The organism is Micromonospora sp. WMMD1155, assembly GCF_029581275.1.
Taxonomy (GTDB): domain Bacteria; phylum Actinomycetota; class Actinomycetes; order Mycobacteriales; family Micromonosporaceae; genus Micromonospora.
Genome location: NZ_CP120742.1, coordinates 2,759,313 through 2,782,077 on the forward strand (window position 1 = coordinate 2,759,313; position 22,765 = coordinate 2,782,077).

The 22,765-nt window shown below is 70.1% G+C and carries 27 protein-coding genes; 7 read left to right on the top strand and 20 right to left on the bottom strand.

Annotation, left to right across the window (positions count from 1 at the left end; translation table 11 throughout):
* Positions 1-8 precede the first annotated feature (8 nt).
* From O7617_RS12470 to O7617_RS12520, 11 genes are all read right to left on the bottom strand, one after another.
* Positions 9-425, bottom strand: coding sequence for an ATP-binding protein (locus O7617_RS12470; protein WP_282264716.1), 417 nt, complete (start codon positions 423-425; stop codon positions 9-11).
* A 60-nt stretch (positions 426-485) separates the two neighbouring features.
* The gene (locus O7617_RS12475) at positions 486-1,940 is read right to left on the bottom strand and encodes a PAS domain-containing sensor histidine kinase (RefSeq protein ID WP_282263637.1); all 1,455 of its coding nucleotides are present in this window, start codon (positions 1,938-1,940) and stop codon (positions 486-488) included.
* A 47-nt stretch (positions 1,941-1,987) separates the two neighbouring features.
* The gene (locus O7617_RS12480; RefSeq protein ID WP_282263639.1) at positions 1,988-2,776 is read right to left on the bottom strand and encodes a glycerophosphodiester phosphodiesterase family protein; all 789 of its coding nucleotides are present in this window, start codon (positions 2,774-2,776) and stop codon (positions 1,988-1,990) included.
* Positions 2,777-2,786: 10 nt separating this feature from the next.
* Positions 2,787-3,122, bottom strand: coding sequence for a rhodanese-like domain-containing protein (locus O7617_RS12485; protein ID WP_282263640.1), 336 nt, complete (start codon positions 3,120-3,122; stop codon positions 2,787-2,789).
* 58 nt (positions 3,123-3,180) lie between these two features.
* Entirely contained in the window at positions 3,181-4,143 is a 963-nt protein-coding gene (locus O7617_RS12490) for an LCP family protein (protein WP_282263641.1), read from the bottom strand.
* 176 nt (positions 4,144-4,319) lie between these two features.
* Positions 4,320-5,504, bottom strand: a complete 1,185-nt coding sequence (locus tag O7617_RS12495) for an LCP family protein (protein WP_282263643.1) — start codon at positions 5,502-5,504, stop codon at positions 4,320-4,322.
* A gap of 253 nt (positions 5,505-5,757) precedes the next feature.
* Positions 5,758-6,984 (bottom strand): LCP family protein, encoded by a 1,227-nt coding sequence (locus tag O7617_RS12500; RefSeq protein ID WP_282263644.1) that lies wholly within the window; start codon positions 6,982-6,984, stop codon positions 5,758-5,760.
* A 76-nt stretch (positions 6,985-7,060) separates the two neighbouring features.
* Positions 7,061-8,038, bottom strand: coding sequence for an NAD-dependent epimerase/dehydratase family protein (locus O7617_RS12505; RefSeq protein WP_282263646.1), 978 nt, complete (start codon positions 8,036-8,038; stop codon positions 7,061-7,063).
* 80 nt (positions 8,039-8,118) lie between these two features.
* A complete protein-coding gene (locus O7617_RS12510; RefSeq protein WP_282263648.1) occupies positions 8,119-9,810 on the bottom strand; it encodes a cation acetate symporter in 1,692 nt (563 codons plus the stop codon).
* On the bottom strand, positions 9,788-10,153 hold the full coding sequence (locus O7617_RS12515) for a DUF485 domain-containing protein (protein WP_282263649.1): 366 nt from the start codon (positions 10,151-10,153) through the stop codon (positions 9,788-9,790). Before O7617_RS12515 ends, O7617_RS12510 begins: the two co-directional genes overlap by 23 nt.
* A gap of 175 nt (positions 10,154-10,328) precedes the next feature.
* Complete coding sequence (locus O7617_RS12520; protein WP_282264717.1) at positions 10,329-11,081, bottom strand: flavin reductase family protein; 753 nt, start codon at positions 11,079-11,081, stop codon at positions 10,329-10,331.
* 583 nt (positions 11,082-11,664) lie between these two features.
* On the opposite strand from O7617_RS12520, the gene O7617_RS12525 reads away from it, so the two are divergent.
* Both O7617_RS12525 and O7617_RS12530 read left to right on the top strand, forming a co-directional pair.
* Positions 11,665-12,450, top strand: a complete 786-nt coding sequence (locus O7617_RS12525) for a helix-turn-helix transcriptional regulator (RefSeq protein WP_282263653.1) — start codon at positions 11,665-11,667, stop codon at positions 12,448-12,450.
* The gene (locus O7617_RS12530) at positions 12,447-12,650 is read left to right on the top strand and encodes a DUF397 domain-containing protein (RefSeq protein WP_282263654.1); all 204 of its coding nucleotides are present in this window, start codon (positions 12,447-12,449) and stop codon (positions 12,648-12,650) included. Before O7617_RS12525 ends, O7617_RS12530 begins: the two co-directional genes overlap by 4 nt.
* Here the strand turns inward: O7617_RS12530 and O7617_RS12535 are convergent.
* Together O7617_RS12535 and O7617_RS12540 are read right to left on the bottom strand one after the other, a co-directional pair.
* Positions 12,647-14,350, bottom strand: coding sequence for an ABC transporter permease (locus tag O7617_RS12535; protein WP_282263655.1), 1,704 nt, complete (start codon positions 14,348-14,350; stop codon positions 12,647-12,649). The two genes, O7617_RS12530 and O7617_RS12535, sit on opposite strands and share 4 nt — an antisense overlap.
* Positions 14,335-15,099, bottom strand: coding sequence for an ABC transporter ATP-binding protein (locus O7617_RS12540; RefSeq protein WP_282263657.1), 765 nt, complete (start codon positions 15,097-15,099; stop codon positions 14,335-14,337). The genes O7617_RS12535 and O7617_RS12540 overlap by 16 nt, the downstream gene beginning before the upstream one ends.
* Before the next feature lie 115 nt (positions 15,100-15,214).
* Here O7617_RS12540 and O7617_RS12545 point away from each other — a divergent pair, with 115 nt between their 5' ends.
* Together O7617_RS12545 and O7617_RS12550 are read left to right on the top strand one after the other, a co-directional pair.
* Positions 15,215-15,676 (top strand): hypothetical protein, encoded by a 462-nt coding sequence (locus O7617_RS12545; protein WP_282264718.1) that lies wholly within the window; start codon positions 15,215-15,217, stop codon positions 15,674-15,676.
* Positions 15,673-16,026, top strand: coding sequence for a hypothetical protein (locus O7617_RS12550; RefSeq protein WP_088987123.1), 354 nt, complete (start codon positions 15,673-15,675; stop codon positions 16,024-16,026). The genes O7617_RS12545 and O7617_RS12550 overlap by 4 nt, the downstream gene beginning before the upstream one ends.
* 149 nt (positions 16,027-16,175) lie before the next feature.
* Here the strand turns inward: O7617_RS12550 and O7617_RS12555 are convergent, their stop codons facing one another.
* From O7617_RS12555 to O7617_RS12575, 5 genes are all read right to left on the bottom strand, one after another.
* A complete protein-coding gene (locus O7617_RS12555) occupies positions 16,176-16,463 on the bottom strand; it encodes a hypothetical protein (protein ID WP_282263660.1) in 288 nt (95 codons plus the stop codon).
* A 104-nt stretch (positions 16,464-16,567) separates the two neighbouring features.
* Positions 16,568-16,981, bottom strand: coding sequence for an EndoU domain-containing protein (locus O7617_RS12560; RefSeq protein ID WP_282263662.1), 414 nt, complete (start codon positions 16,979-16,981; stop codon positions 16,568-16,570).
* Between the two features lie 88 nt (positions 16,982-17,069).
* A complete protein-coding gene (locus O7617_RS12565; RefSeq protein WP_282263663.1) occupies positions 17,070-17,564 on the bottom strand; it encodes a hypothetical protein in 495 nt (164 codons plus the stop codon).
* 6 nt (positions 17,565-17,570) lie between these two features.
* Positions 17,571-17,891 (bottom strand): hypothetical protein, encoded by a 321-nt coding sequence (locus O7617_RS12570; RefSeq protein ID WP_282263665.1) that lies wholly within the window; start codon positions 17,889-17,891, stop codon positions 17,571-17,573.
* Between the two features lies 1 nt (position 17,892).
* Positions 17,893-18,306 (bottom strand): YbaB/EbfC family nucleoid-associated protein, encoded by a 414-nt coding sequence (locus tag O7617_RS12575; RefSeq protein ID WP_282263666.1) that lies wholly within the window; start codon positions 18,304-18,306, stop codon positions 17,893-17,895.
* Positions 18,307-18,448: 142 nt separating this feature from the next.
* On the opposite strand from O7617_RS12575, the gene O7617_RS12580 reads away from it, so the two are divergent.
* Both O7617_RS12580 and O7617_RS12585 read left to right on the top strand, forming a co-directional pair.
* The gene (locus O7617_RS12580; protein ID WP_282263668.1) at positions 18,449-18,949 is read left to right on the top strand and encodes a SigE family RNA polymerase sigma factor; all 501 of its coding nucleotides are present in this window, start codon (positions 18,449-18,451) and stop codon (positions 18,947-18,949) included.
* A complete protein-coding gene (locus tag O7617_RS12585) occupies positions 18,942-19,796 on the top strand; it encodes a hypothetical protein (protein ID WP_282263670.1) in 855 nt (284 codons plus the stop codon). Before O7617_RS12580 ends, O7617_RS12585 begins: the two co-directional genes overlap by 8 nt.
* 115 nt (positions 19,797-19,911) lie before the next feature.
* Here the strand turns inward: O7617_RS12585 and O7617_RS12590 are convergent, their stop codons facing one another.
* Together O7617_RS12590 and O7617_RS12595 are read right to left on the bottom strand one after the other, a co-directional pair.
* Positions 19,912-21,555, bottom strand: coding sequence for a cation acetate symporter (locus O7617_RS12590; RefSeq protein WP_282263671.1), 1,644 nt, complete (start codon positions 21,553-21,555; stop codon positions 19,912-19,914).
* A gap of 1 nt (position 21,556) precedes the next feature.
* Positions 21,557-21,970 carry a hypothetical protein gene (locus O7617_RS12595; protein ID WP_282263672.1) on the bottom strand — a complete coding sequence of 138 codons (414 nt, stop codon included), beginning with the start codon at positions 21,968-21,970 and terminating at the stop codon, positions 21,557-21,559.
* 214 nt (positions 21,971-22,184) lie between these two features.
* On the opposite strand from O7617_RS12595, the gene O7617_RS12600 reads away from it, so the two are divergent.
* Positions 22,185-22,736 (top strand): Uma2 family endonuclease, encoded by a 552-nt coding sequence (locus O7617_RS12600; protein WP_282263674.1) that lies wholly within the window; start codon positions 22,185-22,187, stop codon positions 22,734-22,736.
* Positions 22,737-22,765: the final 29 nt, after the last annotated feature.

Here is a 22,765-nt window from a genome sequence, read left to right on the forward strand (position 1 = left end):
GGCGGGGTTCAGCCCGCCGGCACCAGGCCGGGTCGGGGTGTCGGCGCCGGATCGAACTCCGCCCAGACGCGCTGGCCCATGCCGTCCCGTTCGGCCCCCCAGCGGGTCGCCAGACCGGCGACGATGTGCAGTCCGCGACCGTCCGCCGCGTCCAGGCCGGCCGTCCGGATCCGCGGGCCGGTGCTCGCGCCGCCGTCGGTGACCCGCAACTGGATCAGCGGACCCTCGGCCGAGGACCGTAGCCGCCAGGCGACCCGGATGACTCCGCCGGGCAGCGGCCGGGCGTGCCGCACCGCGTTACCCACCAGCTCCGCGAGCACCGCGATCAGATCCGCGAGGAGCGTCGGGGGTACGACGTCCGCCAGCTCGTCGGCGAGCCGGTGCCGGGCCAGCCGTGCCCCGGCCGGATGGTGGGGAACCACCACGCACCATGCCCGATCCGTCACTGCCGCTGCCACCGTCGCCTCCACGTCGCGCCACCTCGGTCAACAGCGGGGTAGTCGCACCTCTGCGACCGTACCGCCGCCCGTTCTCGGACGTAGGGATACCCATCCATTCTGTTGTTCAACGATCCGGCGGACGAGATAGAGGCCGAGACCCGCCCCCGGGTAGCCGCGTCGGTCGCCGGACTCGCCCTGCCAGAACCTGTCGAACGCGCGCTCCACGTGCTCCGGTCGAATGCCGATGCCCCGGTCGCTGACCCGGAACGCTACCAGTTGGCCGTCGACCGAGGCGGTGATCTCGATCGGGGAGTCCGGTGAAGAATACTTGCCGGCGTTGGTCGTCAACTCGGTCAACACCGTGGCCAGGCTGGGCCGGTGACCGAGCGCCTTGGGCAGGTCGTTCGGGAGCAGCAGCACCAGCCGACGGCGCAACTCCGCGGGCAGGTCGACGACTGCGGCACGCAGCGCCTCGCCGAGGTCGAACGGTGTCGCCGGTTCGTCGCCCGGCCCCGCCTCGGCGGCCGAGGAGAGGAGACGGTCGACCAACCGGGCCAGCTCGTTGGCGCGCTGCCCGATCACCCGGGCGGCCTGCCGCCGATCCACCTCGGTCAGCGACTCCCAGTGGTCGGTGAGCGTGTCCGCGTACCCCTTGATCACGGTGACCGGCGTCCGTAGCTCGTGGCTGGTCACGGCGACGAACAGATCGCGGTCGTGGTCGCGTTGCTGCTGGTCGGTGATGTCGCGGAAGGTGACCACCCGGAGCGTGCCCGGGCCGGGCAGGTCGCCGGAGGTGATCCGTAGCCAGCGGCCGTCCGGCATCCGGTGGTCCCGCACCTGACCGGAGGGCGGCAGCGGGAACGGCAGGGGGCGGCTCAGCGCCTGCTCGGCCGCCCGGCCGGTGACCTGGGCGGCGGCCGGGTTCCACAGTCGGACGTGCCCGTCCCGGTCGACGACTGCCAACCCGTCGGCTAGTGCCGCCACCACCGGGCCGTCACCGTGCACCGGCAGGCCGCTCTGGTCGCCGTACATGTGCGCGACGCAGGACGCGAGGTAGGCGACCACCCCCTGCTGCTCCGGGCCCGGTTCGCCGTCGCCCGGGTAGAGCGCGTGCAGGCTGCCCACGGTGTGGCCGCCGATCTCCGCCCGGGAGACCACCATCCAGCGCAGGTCGCTGCCGGCCAGCTCGGCGGCCAGTTTGCCGTTGAGGTGGCCCACCCGCACCTGGCGTGCCCGAGGCCCGGCGAGCAGGCAGACGGTGTCCGGGTCGTCGACCGCCAGCGGACGGCCGAGGGCCCACTCCGCGGCGCCGGTCGCGGAGATCACCCGACCGCCGGTCGGGCCGAACTCGACGAACGCCATGCCTGTCGCACCGATCGCCGGCTGGGCCACCCGGAGCAGTTGGGTGAGGACCGGCAGGCCCGCGTCCCCAGAGTTGATCATCTCGATGACGACTGTGTGGCCGCCGAGGAGAGCGGGAAAATCGATACGCTCCGGCATGTGCCGAGTCTGCCCGGTCGACTCGGATTCGGACACCCCCGGCCGAGTCAGCGGCCCAGTCGGGCGAGGGCGTACGCCGGCCGGTCGGTGATGATCCCGTCGACCCCGGCGGACAGCACCAGCTCCAGGTCGGTCGGTTCGTTGACCGTCCAGACGTACACCTGGTTGCCGGCCGCACGCAGTGCGGGCAGCAGCTGCGGCCGACCCCGGACCAGACCGATGCCCGGCCCGGCGATCCGGGTGCCGAACGGCAGCCGACCCAGCCGCAACCAGCGTGGCAACCCCTCCAGCAACAGCACGGTGGGCAGGGTCGGGGCCAGCTCCCGGACCCGGCGGACCGCCAGCGGCGAGAACGACATGACGGTGACCTGCACCGGGTCGTCCGGCGCCGGGTCGGCCAGCCCGTACCGGCGCAGCATGGTGACCAGTCGTCGCTCCACGTTCGAGCCGTAGCGCGACGGGTGCTTCGTCTCCACCAGCAGCCGGACCGGCCGACCCGCGTCGAGTACGGCGTCCAACAGCCGGGCCAGGGTCAGCAACCGCGTGTGCGACTCGTCCGGCGGCAGGTCGCCGGTCGGTGCGCTGCCCGGATGCCACGAGCCGAAGTCCAGCGCGTCCAACTCGGCGAGCGTTCGCGCGCTGACCAGACCGCGACCGTTGCTGGTGCGGTCGAGTCGACGGTCGTGTACGCACACCAGGTGCCCGTCCCGGGTCAGCCGGACGTCGCACTCCAGCCCGTCGGCGCCCTCGTCGAGAGCGCGCAGGTACGCGGCGAGGGTGTGCTCGGGCAGGTCGTACGAGGCGCCGCGGTGCGCGAAGACCAGTGGGCCGCCCATCCCGCCCGCCTCAGATGACCTGGCCGGGCTGCCCGTCCGCGTCGACCACCGGTCGGCCGACCGCCGCCCACTGGCGCATCCCACCGTCGGCGTTACGCACCCGGTCCCACCCGTTGTTGACCAGGTAGGCGACGACCTGGGCGGAACGCCCGCCGGAGCGGCAGACGACGGCCACGTCCCGGTCGGTGGGCACCTCGGCCATCCGTGCCGGTAACTCCATCATCGGCAGGTGGTGGGCGGCGGGAGCGTGGCCGGCGGCCCACTCGTCGGCCTCCCGCACATCCAGCAGGTAGGTCTCGTCGTCGATCTCGGTCACGGGCACGGTGGGAACCTGGGGTCCGAACACAGGAAGCAACACTAGATCCTCGTCGGCCGGATCGGCACCGACAGGGCCGTCGCCACCGTCACAACCGGGTCACCCAGCGCGGGTTGGCCTGTGCCCAGGCCGGCACCCGAGTGCCGCGAACCGCCTCGAAGAGCCCGTTGCCCCCGTTGTCCAGCACCACGTACGAGACCTCGTCGATGGTCTGCGGTGACGACGGCACCTGGACGCCGCGCATCCCGTCGGGCGGCAGCGCGCGCAGCGCGAGGAGCAGATCCTCCAGGGGTACGCCGTTGGTGTCGACCGTCAACGACCCGCCGACCGCCCGGAGCACCTGGTCGAACTTGACCGGGTTGCTGCGCAGGTCCGCCTTGCCGGCGCTGTCCAGCATCGCCCGGAGCAACTGTTGCTGGTGGTGCTGTCGGTCGTAGTCGCCACCGGGCAGGTCGTAGCGCTGTCGTACGTAGTCCAGCGCCTGTGCCCCGTCCATGCGCTGACAGCCGGTGGGGAAGACCCGGTCGGTGTGGATCGAGCGGACCTCGGTGTCCACGCACATCTCCACCCCGCCGAGCAGGTCGATGACCTTGCGGAAGCCGGAGAAGTCGATGAGTGCGGCGCCGTCGAACCGGATGCCGGTGAGCCGGTGCAGGGTGGCGGAGAGCAGACGGGCGCCGGCCTGCCCACCTCCGCCGTGCTCGTACGCCGCGTTGATCTTGTCTTGGCCGCCGCCGAAGCCGTTTCCGGGCGGGATGGCGACCAGCAGGTCACGCGGGATGGACACCAGGTACGCCTCCCGCTGCCCGGCGGGTACGTGCACGATGAGGATGGTGTCCGAGCGTTGGTCCGGCCCGCTGTCGCCCGGTCGGCGATCCGAGCCGACCAGGAGGTAGTTGAGGGGCCCGTCCAGGTCGGTGCGGTCGGTGCGGGCGTCGGCGTCGAGCAACTGCTCCTTGGTCACCGTTCGGTCGTACCGGTTGCTGAGCGTCTTGAGCCCGACCATGGCGAGCCCGGCCAGCAGGACGAGGGCCAGGCCGATGCCGAGCATGATCCGCGACCCGCGGGCGGGGCGTGCGGGGGTGGACGGTGCCGGTGCGCTCCGGCCCGCCGTGTTCCGCCCCCACCTGGACGTGACCGCCTCCCCGCAGCCGCACGTGAAACCTGCTCACGTCAAGGCTACGGGCGGTGACGACGCCGTCGCTGGCTTTCCGCCACTCCCGGTCGTCACTTGCGGGTGGAGATCACCTCGGGGTGGGTGAAGACGAACTCGGCGAGCTTGTCCTGCTTGACGGCCTGGAACATCGCCATCGTCTCTTCGCTCAGGCCCTCGGTGTTGTTGCCGTTGGCGTGGAAGGTGCCGCCGTTGGTCTTGAGCATGGTCAGCTCGTTGGCGGTGACCCCGCGCATGGTGAAGATGAAGTTCTCGATCGCCACGCCGCCGGTGTCCAGCACGAAAGCCTTGCCAGCCGCCTTGATCAGGTTGTTCATCTTGGCCGGGTTGGTCAACATCCCGCCGTCGGTGGCCTTCTTGGCCATCGCCTTGATCAGCTGCTGCTGGTTGGCCTGCCGGTCGTAGTCGCCGTTCTTGAGTGACTTGCGCTGCCGGGAGTAGTCGAGCGCGGCCCAACCCTCCATCTCCTGGCAGCCCTTCTTGTGCACCACCGGGGTCCGCGGCTTGCCGGTCTTCTTGGCGTCCGCGTTCCACATCGGCTTGCCGTCGACGTACGACATGTGCAGCGACTTGACCTCCTGGCTGACGCAGATGCGCACCGTGCCCAGGGTGTCGATGACGTTCTTGAAGCCGCCGAAGTTGATGATCGCCGCGCCGTCGAAGCTGATCCCGGTGAGCCGCTTGATGGTCTGCGCCATCAGCTGCGCGCCACCCTCCCAGCCGCCACCGTTGGCGGCACCGGCCTGGAACGCGCCGTTGATCTTTCCGGTGCCGCCGGCGTAGCCGCTCTTCTTGAACGGAGGGATCTGCGCCTCGGTGTCCCGAGGGATCGAGATCAGGTACGCCTGGTCGTGGGTGGCGGGGATGTGCAGGATGATGATGCTGTCCGAGCGCACGTCGTCGGCCGCCCAGCGCTCCCGGGCGTCCACGCCGAGCAGCAGCATGTCGATCGGACCGTCGAGGCTCGCCCCGCCCTCGGCGTCGGACTTGCCGGCGTCGCCCAGCAGGTTACGTTGCGCGATGTCCCCGGTTGCCTGGCCGATCAGCACCTTGCCGCCGACGATGCCAACGCCGCTGCCGAGCATCAGCACCGCCCCGAACACCACTGTCAGTCGGGCCCACAGTGGGTCCTTGCGCTTGGTCCGCTTCTTCGCCGGCCCGCCACCACCAGCAGGGCCGCCACCGCCGACGCCGGGCGGCCGCGCACCCGGCCCGCCGCCCGAGGCGCGTGCCTGCACGGGTATGGCTGCGGCAGCACGACCGCTGGGCGCGGCGGACCCGGGGGACGAAGGGCGACGACTGGCCTGAACCGGCATGCGTGCTCCAGCTCGTGATCAGGAGGGGGCGGCACCACTGTACGGACATCAATTCGACTTTGCGAGTTCAGCTCGGGTCAATCCGGACGTCAACTTCCACGGACTCGGTCGATCGTCGCCACTCGATGAGCCGAACGGCGGGCCAGTGGTCGGCCGTCGGGCCCTCCGCCCCCGGTCAGCCGCCGTCGTTGCTCTTCGGCGGATTGGCAGTGACCCAGTCCTCCATGGTGTCCGCCGACATGGCCCGGTACATGGCGAGCGCCTTCTCCCGGTCCGAAACCACCACCGACTCGCCGTTGATCGTGTCGCTGCCCGAGTTCGGGCTGGTCACGAAGGTGAGGTTCTCACCGCGCAGGTTCCGGAACTGCAGCGCCATGTCTGTAACCGAGAAACCCTGGTCGACGGTTACGGCCGCGGTGACCGACTTGAGGAAATCGTTGAGCTTCTTCGGGTTCGCCAGCGTGCCGCTGCTCGCCGCCTTGTCCATCAGCGCCCGCAGGAACTCCTGCTGGTGCCGCATCCGGGCGAAGTCCCCGTCCGGGAACTGCTTACGCTGCCGGATCCAGTCCAGAGCCTCCGCGCCGTCCATGTGGTTCGTGCCCTTGGTGAACGTCCGGTACGGCTTGTGGATCGACGTGATGGTCCGTTCCACCTTCAGGTCCACCCCGCCGAGGGCGTCGGTGACCTCCTTGAACCCACCGAAGTCGATCGCCATCACGTGGTCGATCCGAACATCGGTGAAGCACTCCACCGTGCGGACCGCCAGCGGCAGGCCGCCGAACGCGAACGCCGCGTTGATCTTCGCGCGGTCACCGGAGTCGCAGGCCGCGCCGGCACTCTCCGGGATCGGCACGTAGAGGTCGCGTGGGATGGAGACCAGGTACGCCTTCTGGTGGTCCGCCGGGATGTGCATCACGATGATCGTGTCGGCACGCCACTGACTCTTGGTGTCGACCGGCGCGTCCGGGTCCCGCGAGTCGCTGCCGACCAGCAGGATGTTCAGCGCGCCGTCGACCGGCTTGACCGGACGGCCTCCGGTGATCTCCGCGAACGGGTCGGTGCGGGCCAGGTCGTTGTTGAGGTTGCGGGCGTAGAGCCAGCCGCCAACGCCGGCGAGGAGCGCCAGCACCAGCACCGCGACCCCGGCCACGAGGGCGATCCGACCCCAGCGCGGCCGCGGGCCACGTCGCCCCGGCCCACCGGTGCCACCCGGGCCGCCCGGCCCCCTGGGCCCCTTCGGGCCGCCGGGCCGGGGCTCCTCCTCGTCGTACGACGGGTAGAAGCGTGCCTCGGTCGGACGGGCGCGCCCGGAGGCGCCCCGATCGGGACCGGGCACCGAGGCGCGCCCGGCGCTGCGGTGCTGGAACGGATGAGGGACGCCGGCAGACGAAGTCGCGGACATGTAACTCAGGGTACGTAGCGGGAGCCACCACCGCCTTCAGGCGACACTCAGCGGCAGGCGGTACGCGACGGACCGGTTACCCTAGCCGCGCCCGGAAGTACTCGATCGTGCGTCGAAGGCCGTCTTCGGGCGCCACCGTCGGCTCGTATCCGAGCAGTTCGCGGGCGAGCGTGAGGTCGGGGCGGCGCATCTCCGGGTCGTCCGAGCTGCGCGTGACGTAGGTCACCTCGGAGCTGCTGCCGGAGAGCGACACGATCAACTCGGCGAGTTGCCGCATGGACAGCTCGTGCTCGGTGCCGCAGTTGACCGGACCGGTCTCGGTCGAGTCGAGCAGCAGCAGGATGCCCCGCACCAGGTCCTCGACGAAGCAGATGGAACGGGTCTGGTCGCCGGTGCCGTGCACGGTGATCGGCTCGCCGCGCAGCGCCTGGGAGACGAAGGTGGGGATGGCCCGGCCGTCGTCCGGACGCATCCGCGGGCCGTACGTGTTGAAGATCCGGACGATCGCCGCGTCGAGCCCTCGGTAGCGGTGGTACGCCATCGTCGCGGCCTCGGAGAAGCGCTTCGCCTCGTCGTAGACGCTGCGGACCCCGATCGGGTTGACGTTGCCCCAGTAGGTCTCCCGCTGCGGATGCTCCTTCGGGTCCCCGTACGCCTCGGAGGTGGAGGCCATCAGGAACCGGGCGCCGTCGGCGACCGCCCGCTCCAGCAGGTGCAGGGTGCCCACCGAGCCGACCCGGAGGATCTCGACAGGCAGTTGGGCGAAGTCGGTGGGGCTGGCAGGTGAGGCCATGTGCAGGATCGCGTCGAAGCGCTCGGCCATCGCCGGGTCGTGAGTGGGCAGGCCGTCGGAGATGTCCGCCTCGACGAGCGTGAAGGTGGGCCGGTCCAGCAGGTGGGCGACGTTCTCCTTCGAACCGGTCACGAAGTTGTCCAGCGCCACCACCGTGCAGCCCCGGGCGATCAGGACGTCCACCAGGTGCGACGGGACGAAGCCGGCTCCACCAGTGACGAGGACGCGGTGACCGGAACCGAAGCGCTCAACAACCTTCATACCGCTCAGCCTACCGACCCGCGGATACGGCGACGGGCTCCCGCCGACGCGAGGCGTCGGCGGGAGCCCGCCCGCGAGCGTCAGTGGGCGCCCGCACCGGTGAGGGCGCGCACCTCCAGCTCCGCGTACTTGTCCTCGTCGTGCTCCTTCGAGATGACGGTGCCGATCCACCCGCACAGGAAGCCGAACGGGATGGAGAGGATGCCCGGGTTGGACAGCGGGAACCACTGCCAGTCGTGGTCCGGGAACATCGAGGTCGCCGCGCCGGAGACCACCGGGGAGAAGAACACCAGCACCACGGCCGACAGCAGACCGCCGTAGATCGCCCACACCGCGCCGGAGGTGTTGAACCGCCGCCAGAAGAGGCTGTAGAGGATCGCCGGCAGGTTGCCCGAGGCGGCGACCGCGAAGGCGAGCGCCACCAGGAACGCCACGTTGAGGTTCTGCGCGAAGATCGACAGTGCGATCGACACCGCGCCGATCGCCAGGGCGGAGATCCGGGCGACCCGCACCTCCTGCCGCTCCGACGCCTCACCCCGCTTCAGGACGTTCGCGTAGAAGTCGTGCGCCAGGCTGGACGACGAGGCCAGTGTCAACCCGGCGACCACCGCGAGGATGGTGGCGAAGGCGACCGCCGCGATGATCGCCAGCAGGGCCGCCCCGCCCAGTTCACCGCCGAAGAAGTCGATGCCGAGCGCCTCGGCCAACTGCGGCGCGGCGGTGTTGCCGGCCTTGTCCTGCGCCGTGATCGCCTGGCCGCCGACCAGCGCCGCCGCACCGAAGCCGAGGGCCAGGGTGAGCAGGTAGAAGGTGCCGATGATGCCGATCGCCCAGAGCACGCTCTTGCGGGCCGCCTTGGCGGTCGGGACCGTGTAGAAGCGGATCAGGATGTGCGGCAGACCGGCGGTGCCGAGCACCAGGGCGATGCCCAGGGACAGCAGGTCCACCTTGTTGTAGAAGGTCTGTGTCGAGTTGCCGGCGACCTCGACGCCGTACCGCAACCCGGGTTCGAGGAAGGCCCCACCCTTGCCGGACGCCTCGGCCGCCTGGCCGAGCAGCGCGGACAGGTTGAAGTTGAACTTCGCCAGCACCAGGATGGTCATCAGCAGCGCGCCGCCCATGAGCAGGAACGCCTTGACGATCTGCACGTAGGTGGTGCCCTTCATGCCACCCACGGTGACGTAGATGATCATCAGGGCGCCGACCATGATGATGGTGGCCACCTTCGCGGTGTCCGCGTCCATGCCGAGGAAGGTCGTCCCCGGCCGGATGCCGAGCAGCAGCGCGACCAGCGCGCCGGCACCCACCATCTGCGCCAGCAGGTAGAAGATCGACACCGTGATGGTGGAGACCGCCGCCGCCGTACGCACCGGGCGCTGACGCATCCGGAAGGCCAGCACGTCCGCCATCGTGTACCGGCCCGAGTTGCGCAGCAGTTCGGCGACCAGCAGCAGGGCCACCAGCCAGGCGACCAGGAAGCCGATCGAGTAGAGGAAGCCGTCGTAGCCGTAGAGCGCGATGATGCCGGCGATGCCGAGGAACGAGGCGGCCGACATGTAGTCGCCGCCGATCGCCATGCCGTTCTGGAAGCCCGAGAAGGACCGGCCGCCCGCGTAGAAGTCGGTGGCCGTCTTGGTCTGCCGGCTCGCCCAGATCGTGATGCCGAGGGTCACCGCCACGAAGACCAGGAAGAGCGTGATGGTCAGGTTGCGTGCCGTGTGGTTGCCCGCCTCGGCCGCGAGGAACGTCTCAACCGCGTGGACCGTCTTCATGGGTCACCTCCCCGATCTCGGCGCGGATCCGGTCGGCGATCGGGTCGATCTTCCGGTCCGCGTACCGGGAGTAGAGCCAGGCGATCAGGAACGTGGAGACGAACTGGAGCAGACCGAAGACCAGCGCGACGTTGATGTTGCTGCCGAACAGCTTCGTGCCCATGAAGTCCCGGGCATACGCGGAGAGAATGACGTAGAGCGAATACCACAGGAAGAACGCGACGGTCATCGGGAAGACGAAGCCGCGCAGCGCACGCCGCAGCCCGGCGAACTCGTCCGACCGTTGTACGGTCAGGTACTTGTCCGACTGGGGAGCGGCCGGAGCGGGTGTGTCCGTGGACATCTGTGGATCACCACCTTCACAGGCGTCAGAGGAGTTTCGCGCACGGTAGAGAGCGCGCTCCCCGACGGGGAAGGCCGAGATCGACGCCGGTCGCCGACTGCGCCGAGCGGTTGGCTGGCTGCGCCGAGTGACCCAGGTCACTCCGGTGACCGGTCGGTCCCCGTGGACCGCCAGTTCAGCCCGGTAGCTCGTGGTAGCGACCGCGATAGTGCAGCAGCGGAGAGGTCTCCCCGGTCAGGTCGACCGCCTCGATGGTGGCCTCCACCAGCAGGCCCCAGCCGTACTCCCGGGCGGTGTCCAGGCGGCACCCGGCCCACCCGCCGGCATCCGAGGGGACCGGCCCGTACGGGGTCTCGATCCAGGTGTCGGCGGCGAAGAGCCCGCCGGGAGCGGGGAACAGACCGGCGAACCGGTCGGCGAGTTGCCGGTGCGGTGGGCCGAGCGGCGTGACCGCGAACCGGGCGGCATCCTCCGCTGCCGCCCAGAAGTCGGACTCCGGGTCGATCAGCCCGACCAGCCGGTCCGGCTCCCCCTCGGCGACCAGCGTGGACGACACCGTCAGCCCGGCCGGGCCGGGGGCCGTCCAGAGGGTCACCGGTGCGGCGAGCCGGCCGCGCAGTCGGCGTACCGGTGACCGTTGCCCGCTCGGCACCGCGAACGGATCGGTGTAGTGGATCTCGGCACCCGGCTCATGATTCACGTGAAACATTGTGCCGTCCCGGGCACGTGCCCAGCCCAGGAAGCGCTCGTGCAGATCGGTGGGTCGCCCGTTGAGCTGGGCGAGCTGGTCACCGGCCTCCGCCATGAGGGCGCCCAGGTAGACCAGCAGCCCTACCCGGTCACCCCGGTATTCGGCGAGCAACGCCAACCGCGCAGGCTGGCAGGGCCAGAGCGCACCGCAGCCCCGGCACCGCCAGAGTGGCCGCATCGGCAGGTGTGACCGGCTCACCGGTGCCACTCGGCTCACCGGTGCCGCCCGACGCCCCACGCCAAGATCCGCGCAACTTCCCGGTTGTTGCTGCCTCCGACCCGTGGGAGGCAGCAACAACCCTGATGTTGCGCGGATCTTGGCGACGAGCAGTCGGCGGGGGCTGTCACCACCGGCCACCGTTCGCCCGCCAGGTCTGCGCCCGAGTCAGCCAGCCGGCCCGGCCCGGTCGCGGCAGGGCCACCGTCGGCTCGTTCGCCCACCCAGGCGGCCGAGGGGGCACGCCCGGCGATCCCTCCGCGCCCGGCACCGCCGCCGTTCCTGCCGGCTTCCTCCTCCGGTACGACCACCGCGCCCCGTTCCTGCCCCGGATGAACCCGAACATGGCTGACCTCCTCCTGCTGGACGAGGGCCGCCCCGGCCGGGGGATGACCGGGGCGGCCCGGACGCAGGACCCGATCGCCGGGACGTCGCCTCCACCGGCCGGGCCGCGTGCCCTCCACCCTGGACGGAAAGGCGCGGACACGGGAGGATGCCAGGGCTTACTACACAGCGCAGTCGCGTACTTACCGGAGAGGTAAGGATGAACGTCGAAATGTGGGTACAGGCGTTGAAGGCCGCCCGGGCCGGTGCCGAGGTGTCCCAGGAGGCGTTGGCGACGGCCACCAGATGGAGTCCATCCACCGTGGCGGCCATCGAAACCGGCCGCCGCCGACCGACAATGGAATTCGCGGTCGCCGCCGACGAAACCCTGGCAACCGGCGGCCTCCTCGCCGAACTCCTCAAGGCTGCGGACCAGGAATATGGCCCATCCTGGTTCGTTCCCTGGCGCGGATACGAACAGCGGGCGACGCGTCTACGTGCCTTCGAGGCATGCCTTGTGCCCGGTCTCCTTCAGACCGAGGACTATGCCCGCGCTGTTATCTCGGCGGGTGGGCTGAATTCACCGGCCATGGTTGACGAGCTTGTCGCGGTTCGTCTGGAACGCCAACTGCTGATGTCCCGGGATGCGCCGCCGGTCTGCGTTTTCCTGGTTGATGAAATGGGCCTTCACCGCCCGGTGGGCGGTCACGCCGTGCTCAATGCCCAGCTCGGCCGACTGCTCGAAGTGGCAGACCTGCCGTTCGCCCGATTGCACGTCATCCCACTGAGCGTCGGGGAGCATGCCGGCTTCGGGGGTGGCTTCATGTTCGCCGATCTGCCAGACGGGGACAGGGTGCTCTACCTGGAGAACGCCGCACGCGGACACGTAATGGACGACCCGGAGATCCTCCACCATATTGATCGCAAGTGGGATAGCCTGCTCGGCGAAGCACTCTCCACAAGCGCCTCGATGGATCTGATTCGGAAGCTGAAGGTGACGCCATGACCGCTGAACCACGCTGGCGCACGTCGACCCGCTCGACAGACACTGGTGGCAACTGCGTCGAGGTGGCGGACAACTTGCCGGGTGTCGTTCTGGTTCGGGACAGCAAGGATCGCTCCGGCCCAGTCCTCACCTTCGCTCCGGCCGCGTGGCGCGGCTTCGTCGTCGACGCTGCCCAGGCGGCAGGTCGCCGCGCCGGTTAGCGGCGCGGCGTGACCGTGGCCAGCAGTTCGGGCATCCGGCGGTCCAGCACGTCACCGGCCAGGTACGCGCCCAGCAGCGCCGCACCCAACCCGTACGCCGCGCCGACCGGCAGGGCCAGCCAGAGCCAGGCGTCCCCGAGCAGAGCGGCGGCCACCACCATCGGCACCCCCGCGACCGCCGACACGAGCATGGTCAGCAGGGTGAGCAGCCCCTTCGTGAGGCCCGCACCGCTGTTCATCGCGAACGGGTTGCTCGTCTCCGGCAGCGAGTACGCCCCGAGCACCGAGACGAAACTGTTCACCGCCAACCCGGCGCCGTAGGTGGCGACCAGGCTGCCGAAGGTGAGCCCGATCCAACCCGGTCGACTGAGCAGCAGCGACAGCACCACCGACACGAACGCCAGCATCGGCAGCACGTACAGCGAGAAGGCAGACATCCGCGCCCGCAGTTCCACCCGACCGGGCACCCCGGCCACCACGTTCGCGGCGTACGCGCTGCCGTCGAAGCCGAACTGGTTGGCCAGGGTGGCGGCGGCGAGCACACCCACGAGCACCATGGTGATGGTGACCACCACCGGTGAGCTGTCGTTGGCAGCCGCCGTCAGCCCTCCGCTCTCCGTGGCCGCGAAGTCCCCGCCCGTGACGTTGATGAACACGGGTACGAAGATGCCGACCACCGCGATCGTGATCAGGTTGGCCCGGCGGCGCGCGTCCCGCCACCAGTACCGTGCCTCCCGGGCGACCAGCGCGCCGAAGCGGTCCCGGCGGGCCCAGCCGGTGACCTGGGGGAACAGTTGGGCGACGGCGCCACCGGCCACCCCGCGCCGCGCGGGGGCCTTACCGGCGCTCGCCGCGCCCACCATGGCCGACTCGAGCGACCGGGACCACCAAAGCAGCAGGGCGCCGAGCGCCACCACCGTGATCAGCAGTTTCACCGGTGCCGCCCACACCCGTCCCTGGGCCACGTCGATGCCGGCCGTCCACGGTGCGCCGAGCGGCGTCCAGCCGATCACGGTCGCCGCGCCGGTCAGTCGGGTCCAGTCCGTCTCCCGCAGCGCGGCGAGACCGAAGATCTGCAACGGGCCGAGAAGTGCGGCGACGACCGCCAGCAGCACCGCCGCCAGGTCCCGGACCCGCCGGGACCGCAGCATGGTGGCGAAGGCGCTGGTCACGGCCCGGCTGGCCGCCACGCAGAGCAGCAGCCCCGCGACAACGCCGACCACGGCCACCAGCCCCGCCGACCAACCGCCCAGCGACCAGGAGGTGAGCACCAGCCCGAGCGTCGCGATCAGCACCGCGAACACCGGCACGCTGATCAGAGCCGCCGTGAACAGGCCGGTCACCAACGTGCGGCGGGACAACGGCAGCAGCGCGAACCGGGCCGGGTCCAGTGTCTCGTCCACCCCGAAGAAGACCAGTGGCAGGAGTAGCCAGCCGAGCACCAGCAGGCCGCCGCCCGCCGCCCCGACCAGCACCGCGTACCGGCCGTCGCCGGTCAGGCCGGGCAGGGCGAAGAGGAAGAAGCCACTGACGGCGAACCAGAGCCCGAGCAGCGCCCCGCCGATGAACAGTGCGATCCGCCAGCCCTGACCCCGGAAGCTGTTGCCCATCACCCGCAGCTTGAGCCGCACGAAGTGCCGGGCGGAGACAGTGCGTACGGGCGTGGCGGGCCCGGCTTCCGTGCTCACCGCGACAGCCACGACAGCTCCTCGCCCGTAGCAGTGCGCCCGCCGACCACCTCGACGAACACCTGCTCCAGCGAGCGGTCACCACGGACCTCGTCGATCGTGCCGACCCGCTTGATGGTGCCGCCGGCCAGGATCGCCACGTGGGAGCAGAGCCGCTCGACGACCTCCATCACGTGACTGGAGAAGATCACCGTGCCGCCGCCGGCCGCGTACCTGCTGAGGATGTCCCGGATCAATGCGGCGGAGACCGGGTCGACCGCCTCGAACGGCTCGTCCAGCACCAGCACCCGAGGACCGTGCAGCAGCGCGCAGGCCAGGCCGATCTTCTTCTTCATGCCCGCCGAGTAGTCCACCACCAGGGTCCGCCCGGCGTCGCCGAGCGCCAGCACGTCCAACAGCTCCGCGGCCCGCTGGTCGACCACCGCGGGGTCCATGCCCCGCAGCAACCCGTTGTACGCGAGCAGCTCCGCCCCGGTCAGCCGGTCGAACAGGCGTACCCCGTCGGGCATGACGCCCAGAAGCTGCTTCGCGGCGACCGGGTCCTGCCAGACGTCCTGCCCGAGCACCCGGGCCGAGCCGGCGTCCGGCCGCAACAGCCCGACCGCCATCGACAGGGTGGTGGTCTTGCCGGCGCCGTTCGGGCCGAGCAGGCCGTAGAAGGAGCCGGCGGGGACGTCCAGGTCGACGCCGGCCACCGCGATCGTGCCGTCGAACCGCTTGGCCAGGCCACGCAGTGCGAGCGCGGGGTGCTCAACAGTCATGGGTCGACGCTATCCGGCCACCGCCAGTTCCGCCGTCCGGCGACGGGCGGACCGGGATCATCCTGAAGTCGTAGGTGTCAGCGGGCACTTCTGAAGTAGTATTGATGTCGTGTCGATGCCCTCGGAGTCCGTGTCGTTCTCGGAGCTACTGCGCCAGCCCTCCGAGACTGCGGATCGGCTCTCTCGCGCTCGCGCAGTACGGTTGCGCCGCAGGGACGCCGCCGACCTGGTGCTGATGTCCGCTGACCGAGCGGCAGCGGAGGGCGAGGTGGTGGATCTGACCACCCGGTTACTCGCCAGCGTCGCCCGCCGGGATCCAACCCTGGTACGTGAGTCCCTGCCTACGGTGCTGCCGTGGGTGCGTTTTCTCCCAGCGAAGGACCTCGAGCAGATGGCTGGCGAGTTTGTCGCGACGGCGGAGGCGGCCGCCGCGATGGGTAATACTGCGGCGATCTCACAGTTGCTTACCGAGTGGCGGCACACTGCCGAAATTCACGCGGACCCTGACCTCCACCGGATTCTGGCCGAGCCGAGCTCCGATGACTTCGGGCCGGTGGCGCGCCCGTCTGACGAGTGAACGCCAAGCGAGGCGACCGTGCGGCGCCACCGCCGCGCCTGGGTGGCTACAGTCTGCGATTCGCCACGAACGATGCGGCCAAGGGTTGGGAAGATCTGTGTCGGCAGGCCGCCGCCAACACGCGCGCTGCGTTCGACGCCATCGAAGCCAACCCTTGTCCCTCCCCGCCAACCACCAGACAACATCCCCTCAAGGGCGCTCTCGCTACCGCCGGGCACAACGGGAAGACGCTGCCGCAGTGGCAGTACGAGGTCACCGCAGGCGGTCGCATCTGGTACCTCCCCGACCACGACACCCGTACCTGCTGGATCAAACACGCCGGCACGGGCCATCCCAAGATCACCGACTAGATCCTCTGTCGATGGGGGTTGGTGACAGGGGATGCCTGTATATCGCCCAGGTGATCTACATGCCCAGACGGAGTCCCTCCAGGGCGTCGTGGACGACGGCACCAGCGGTTGATCAGTTCCAGACGGACGATCTGGAGTGGATCACGTCATCAGAGTCCTTGGAACGGGTGCTGGCGGCCGTTCTCGCGCTCCCACTCCATCACGGCACGCGTACGGTCCGGGTCCTCGGCGAGCAACCGCCAGTACTGAGCCACGACCCGGCGGACTTCCGGAAGGGGATAGTGGGCTTTGAGCACATCCCGCCAGAGATTCTGCAGGTCAACGCCACCGGCGCTGAGTTCCGCAGCCCACGCGTTGCCCTCCCAGCTCTCGCTCTCCTTCCGCCCAGCCGAGATGTCCTCCAGGTCGGCCAAGAGGTCGAGGCAGAGCTCGTGCACCACTTGGATGTCCCCGGTAAGCCACATTCCGATGCACCGAAGCCGTGGATCGGTCGTACGGTACTCAGCCCGACCTCGCTCGGTCCAGTAGAAGTCGATGGTGCTCAGGGAGTACCTCCAGGGTGCCGCAGAACGGGGTAACCGTGTCTGAGTGTGTCAGTGTCCGGATCGTAGAACCCTTCCAGTTCGACGTTGCGGAAGATGCTGGACCACCGCCCCGTCTCCGGGTCCTTGACCACATCGGGGGAGTCGAAACCGCGGTTCACGGCGTTGTCCACCTGTGCCGGTGTCCAATCGTCCGGGAAGAACGTGCTACCTCCTCGCTTCTCCCGCCATTCGCCGGTACGACGGTTCTGGAACGCGACTCGACCGTTGTAGACACCGGTTCTCGTGTCGCGGCGTGTCACTTTCAGCAACTTGGCACCGGGTGGATCGATGCCACCTGGGCGGTGGTGCCAACCGGAGGCCCGGCCGTCACGCTCGCCCAGCAGCGTGTGCCGGAGCCGTTCCGGCGTCATACCGCCGGTTCCTTCCCCTGTGCGGGAACGTCTACGTTGCTTACGGATGTGTTCGAGAGCGGCGCGGACGAGCTTTCCTCCCCGGCCCCTACCCATCGAGGAGTGCGCCGATCACCTCATCGATCAGCAGGCCGACGATCTCACGGGTGATCATCTGGAAGATCGGAATCTCCGCGAGGGTGGCGCCGAACGTGGCGGCAGCGGTCGCCACCGCCTGCGCGATCTGGACGCCGAGGATCACCAGTTGCACGATGACCTGGATCTTCAACGCCAGCACGATGGCTCCGACGATCATGAGTCCGGTGCCGGCGAGGGTTGCCGCCAGCGCCCCGTCCCGTAGGACCTGCGCTGGGCCGTCCTGCTCGGTCCAGTATCGCTGGAAGGCATCGATGTCGGCCCCGGTGTTGCCGGCCGTGACCGGCTGGGCCGCCTGCCCCGCCTCTGCGGTCAGGGTCTGGAGGGTGCCGCTGAAGGTGAGCCAGCGCTGCCCCATTTCGACAAGGGCAGTCTCGTCCGCCTGCGGCCAGTCGTAACCGATCATGCTGAGGAAGGTGGCCAGCTCACCCGGCAGTTGCAGTCCCACGTCAGCTCACCCCAGTTGCTGGCCGAGGCCGGCCAGGCGCTCCGCGACAGTCCGCTCGTCCTCGTCGATCAGGTGCGCCATCCGGTTGAGGTCGACGCCGACCACGCCGAGTTCCTCGATCGCGGACTCGAAGCACTCGGCGGCGTACGCGGTCACCTCCTCGCAGGCGGCACCGATCAGGCTGCCGATGTCGTCGCCGCCCCAGGGAGCGCCGAACCCCTGAAGGTCGGCCAGGAACGTGCGCAGCTCGGTGAGGAAACGGTCGGAGATGTCCTGCAGGTTGGTGCCGGCGTCGCGCAGCCCGTCCGGGTCGACAACCCGGGCCATCTCAGGGCCGCCTGCCGGAGGAGAGGCTTTCCTGGACATCGCCGAGAGTGTCGATGATGCCCTGCAACTGCGGCACCGCGCTGCGCTGTACCTCGCGCAGTTGCTCCAGCAACGCCGTCGTGTCCGGTGCGGCAGCGACCTCGGCCAGTGCCGAGCGTAGGTCGGCCAGGGCAGCGTTGGTTGCCTCGCGGACTCCCTCGGCCAGACTCTCGGAGGCCCCGCGCATCATGCGGGGGTCGATCCGGACCGACTCGATCTGTCCACCGGGCAGTGCGACCACCCGGACCATTCCGTCGGCCGCCTCGCCCACGCCCTGCACGACCGGCTGCGACTCGGAACGGCTACTTGCGTCGCCACGGCCGAGTGTCGACAGCAGCTCGGAAATCGACCTGCTCAGATCCGAGGGGTACGTCACGGACGCAGTGTAATAAGTCCTCGGTGCTCACCTCAGCCCTCAATCGGGCCGCCGCCGACGTTCCACTCTCCGTGCGGGCACCTGATGCAACCGGGCGCCGTGCTCGCGGGTGACAGAGGCAGGAACGACACGGGGAGGGACGTTGGACAGAGACGACGGCTTCGAGGAGTTCTACCGAGCCAGCAGGCACCGGGTCGTCACCGTGCTGTACGCGCTCGGTGGCGACATCCACGAGGCGCAGGACGTCGCACAGGAGGCGTACGTGCGGGCCTGGCAACGCTGGCGGCGCATCAGCGAGTACGACGATCCGGAGGCGTGGGTGCACGTCGTCGGTAACCGGCTCCTCCAGAATCGTTGGCGGAAGATCCGTAACGGGATCACCGCCCGTCGGCGGAATGGTCCGGCGACCGCGGTCGGACCACCATCGGAGAACACCGTCGCGTTGGTCACCGCGTTACGCCAGCTGCCGAGGGATCAACGCGAGGCGATCGTCCTGTACCACATAGCTGATCTCTCGGTCGCGGACATCGCGACGCGGACGGCTGTTCCCGTCGGCACGGTCAAGGCCCGGCTCGCCCGAGGGCGCAAGGCCCTCGCACCTCTGCTCGGCACCACCCTCCCCGAGGAGGTCAGCAATGCCTGATCAGCCCTTCGTCGACCTGTTTCAGGACACTGAGCACCTGACCTGGGCCCCGACCGCCCAGGTGCGGGAGCGCGGCCGGCGCCGGACCCGGCACACGAGGATCGCGGCGGCGCTTGCCGGCGTGGTGGCGGTGGCGCTGGTGGCCACCGGGGCGGTGGCGCTGGCCAGCGACCGGGAGGGGGCGCCGACGCCGGTGCTGCCGGCGACCGGATCACCCACCCCGACACCCACGCCGCCCGCCACCCCGGCCCCACCTCGGCCGTCGTTGACCAGCACCACTCCCGCCGTGCCGCCATCGAGCCCGGCACGTACCAGTGGCCGGCCGTCGGCCGGTTCCGCCGATCCGGCGATCCCGGCCGAAGCCATGCTGCGGCTCTCGGATCTGCCCGCTGGCTTCACCATGACAGCGGGCGACATCGACGGCGACTGGAGCCTGGAGTCGGTGTCGATCTACTGTCGCGAAGCGCCGTCGTGGACGTTCAGCGGCGGTCTCGCCCAGCGAGCCGTGTTGTTCGAGTCGCCCACCGTCAGCATGATCCAGCGGGTCGTCCGCTACTCGGCTGGCAACGCCGCCGCGGAGATGGACGCCATCCGCGCGTTTTTCACCAACTGCAACCCCGGGGCGCCGAACAGCTCGCTGTCGGTCCTGACCGATGGGCTGGGGGCCGGTGACGAGTCTCTGCTGGTGGGCTCGGACATCGAGGGCGTGCGGAGCCGCTGGCTCGTCGTCCGGCAGGGCGATCTGGTGGCACAGGTCGCTCTGGACATGGACACCACGCCGAAGGAGGCGCGGCGGTACGCCGACCCGGTGGCGCAGCGGCTCTGCGCCGGCACTGACACCTGTTGACCTGTTGGCGCCCGTGGAGTCACCGTCGCCATGGCGACGGTGACTCCACGGGTAACGGCGCATGGCGGCGACGTCGGCGAGTGGTCATGGCTGAGGGGCGCCGCGGCGGCTGCGCTCACTGCATCCGGAGGGCTTCGGGGGTGTGCAGGCGGAGCATGGTGGCCGCGACGTCGGCGGGTGCCCGTCGGCGGGTCGCCATCGACACCGCGACCATCACCGTGAAGGCCAGCGGCACCGTCCAGGCGGCCGGTTGCGTGGTGAGCGTGGCCGGCCAGCCGGACAACGGCGGCCCGAGCACGGTGACCAGCACCGCCCCGATCGCCGCGCCGCCGCCGACCAGCACCCCGGCGGCGGCGCCCAGGTCGGTCAGGCCACGCCACCAGATGCCGAGCACCAGCAGCGGGCAGAAGCTCGACGCGGCGACCGCGAAGGCCAACCCGACCACCTGTGACACGTCCATCCCGGAGACGTGCAACGCCAGCACCGTCGGCACCGCTCCGGCGATCACCGTGGCCAGTCGGAAGCCGCGTACCGAGCCTCGGCCGAGCACGTCCGTCGAGATCACCCCGGCGACGCTGGTCAGCAGCCCGGACGAGGTGGAGAGGAACGCCGCGAACGCGCCCGCCGCGACGAGCGCGGCGAGCAGCCGGCCGACCGTCCCGTCACCGAGGGTCGCGCCGGGTAGCAACACCACCACCGCATCGGTCTGCCCGCTGACCAGCAGTTGCGGCGTGTAGATCCGGCCGAGCACGCCGTACAGGGTGGGCAACAGGTAGAAGGCGCCGACCAGGGCCAGCACGACCAGGGTGGTCCGGCGTGCCGCCGCGCCGTCCGGGTTCGTGTAGAAGCGGACCAGCACGTGCGGCAGGCCCATGGTGCCCAGGAAGGTGGCGAGGATCAGCGAGTACGTGGCGAAGAGCCCTCGGTCGTCGTCCCCCGCCGCGCTGGGCAGCAACCAGTCGCTCGCCTCGGTGGCCACCCCGGACACCTCCGGCACCCTGTCGCCCGCCGCGAAGGTCAGCTCGTCGCCGGGGCGTACCTCCCGGATGTCGCCGTCGGCCAGGGTGAGTGTCGCGCGGTGCTCGACCACGACGGTGGTCGCGGTGCGGAACGTCGGCCCGTCGGGCGGAGTCACCGCCGGGCGGCCGTCGGCCTGCCACTGCAGAGCCAGGAAGATCACGGGTACGGCGAGCGCGGTCAGCTTCAGCCAGTACTGGAACGCCTGCACGAAGGTGATCGCCCGCATGCCGCCCAGCGCCACGTTCGCGGTGACGACGGCCGCCACCAGCAGGGCACCGAGAGGGTACGGCGAGCCGGCCACCGTGGCCAGGGTCAGCCCGGCGCCCTGGAGTTGCGGCACCAGGTACAGCCAGCCGATGAAGATCACGAAGGCGGTGGCCAGGATCCGTAGCCGACGCGACCCCAGCCGTAGCTCGCAGAAGTCGGGCAGGGTGAACGCGCCGGACCGGCGCAGCGGTGCCGCCACGAAGAGCAGCAGGGCCAGGTATCCGGCGGCGAACCCGACCGGGTACCAGAGCACGTCCACGCCGTACTTGAGGACCAGCCCGGCGATGCCGAGGAAGCTCGCCGCCGACAGGTACTCCCCGCCGATCGCGGCGGCGTTCCAGGTCGGGCTGATCGCCCGCGAGGCGACCAGGAAGTCGGACGTGGTCCGGGCCAACCGCAGCCCGTAGAAGCCGATCCCGACGGTGACCAGGGTGACCGCCACGATGGCCGGCACCACGAAACCGTTGCCCACCTCAGTGCTCCGGCCGCTGCACCAGGTCGGTGAAGTCCTGCTCGTTGCGTTCGGCCAGCCGCACGTACGCCCAGCCCACCCCGATCAGGAACGGGAAGGAGGCCACACCGAGCAGCAGCCACGGCAGGTTGACGCCGGCGACCGTGGTCCGGCCGAGCGTGGGCGCGATGGCGAACAACCACGGCAGTCCACCCAGCCCGATGGCCACCACCAGCGAGAGTCGCAGCGCCAGGGCGAGTTGAGCCCGGACCAGGCCGCGAACCAGCGCCTCACCGACCTGGGTTTGCTGGGCCAACTCGGCGCGGGTCCGCTCGGCGCGGGTGTCCTGCCGGTTGATCTCGGCCAGCACGATCCGGGCCCGCCGGGGCGGGGGTGCCGCACCGCCCGACCCCACGTCAGGGAGTTGCTTGGCCACCCCGGCAGTCTGGCCCGCCGGGGTGGATTGTCAAGCGCAGGCACCCGACAGCATGGCGCGCGTTGCCGGCAGCCGCTGTGGATAACTTGTGGAGAATCGTTCACCCCTGTGGATAACTCGCCGACGACGCAAGCTGGCCTGTGTGAACGCCCGAGGCTCGTTGTGGACGACGGTCCGAGCTGTCAGGGTGGTCCGGTAGAGAGGAGGTGTGACGGTGACCAACCCTGCCCGGCCCGGCTGGGGCGACGCCTGGACGGTGGACGACCTCCGGGGCCTCCCCGAGGACGACCAGGTCTACGAGATCTTCGACGGGAGCCTGCTCGTGTCCCCCCACGCGGATGTCTTCCACGGCGCGGTCGCCAACCGCCTCCGCCGGCTCCTCGATCGGCAGGCCCCCACCGGTGTGCTCGTCGGCCAGGGCATCGGGGTGAGCGCGAGACGCTCCTCGTACTTCGTGCCGGATCTCTTCGTCGCACGCGAGAGCGCACTGTCCAGCGGCGGTGCCGCGCTCGACCCGGCCGACGTGCTCCTCGTCGTCGAGGTGATCTCACCGAGTAACGCCGGCCGCGACCTGGTGCTCAAACGTCATGAGTACTCGGCCGCCGGCATTCCGCTCTACTGGCTGGTGGAGCCTCGCAAGCAAACCCTCACCGTGCTGGTCAACGGTGCGGGCGGTTACCGTGAGCAGGCAACTCCGCCGGTCGGTGAGGTCTACCGCACCGAGCAGCCGTTCCCCCTCGCCCTGCCGCTGGCCGACATCTTCTGACCGTCACCCCTCGGCGCACGAGCGGAAGG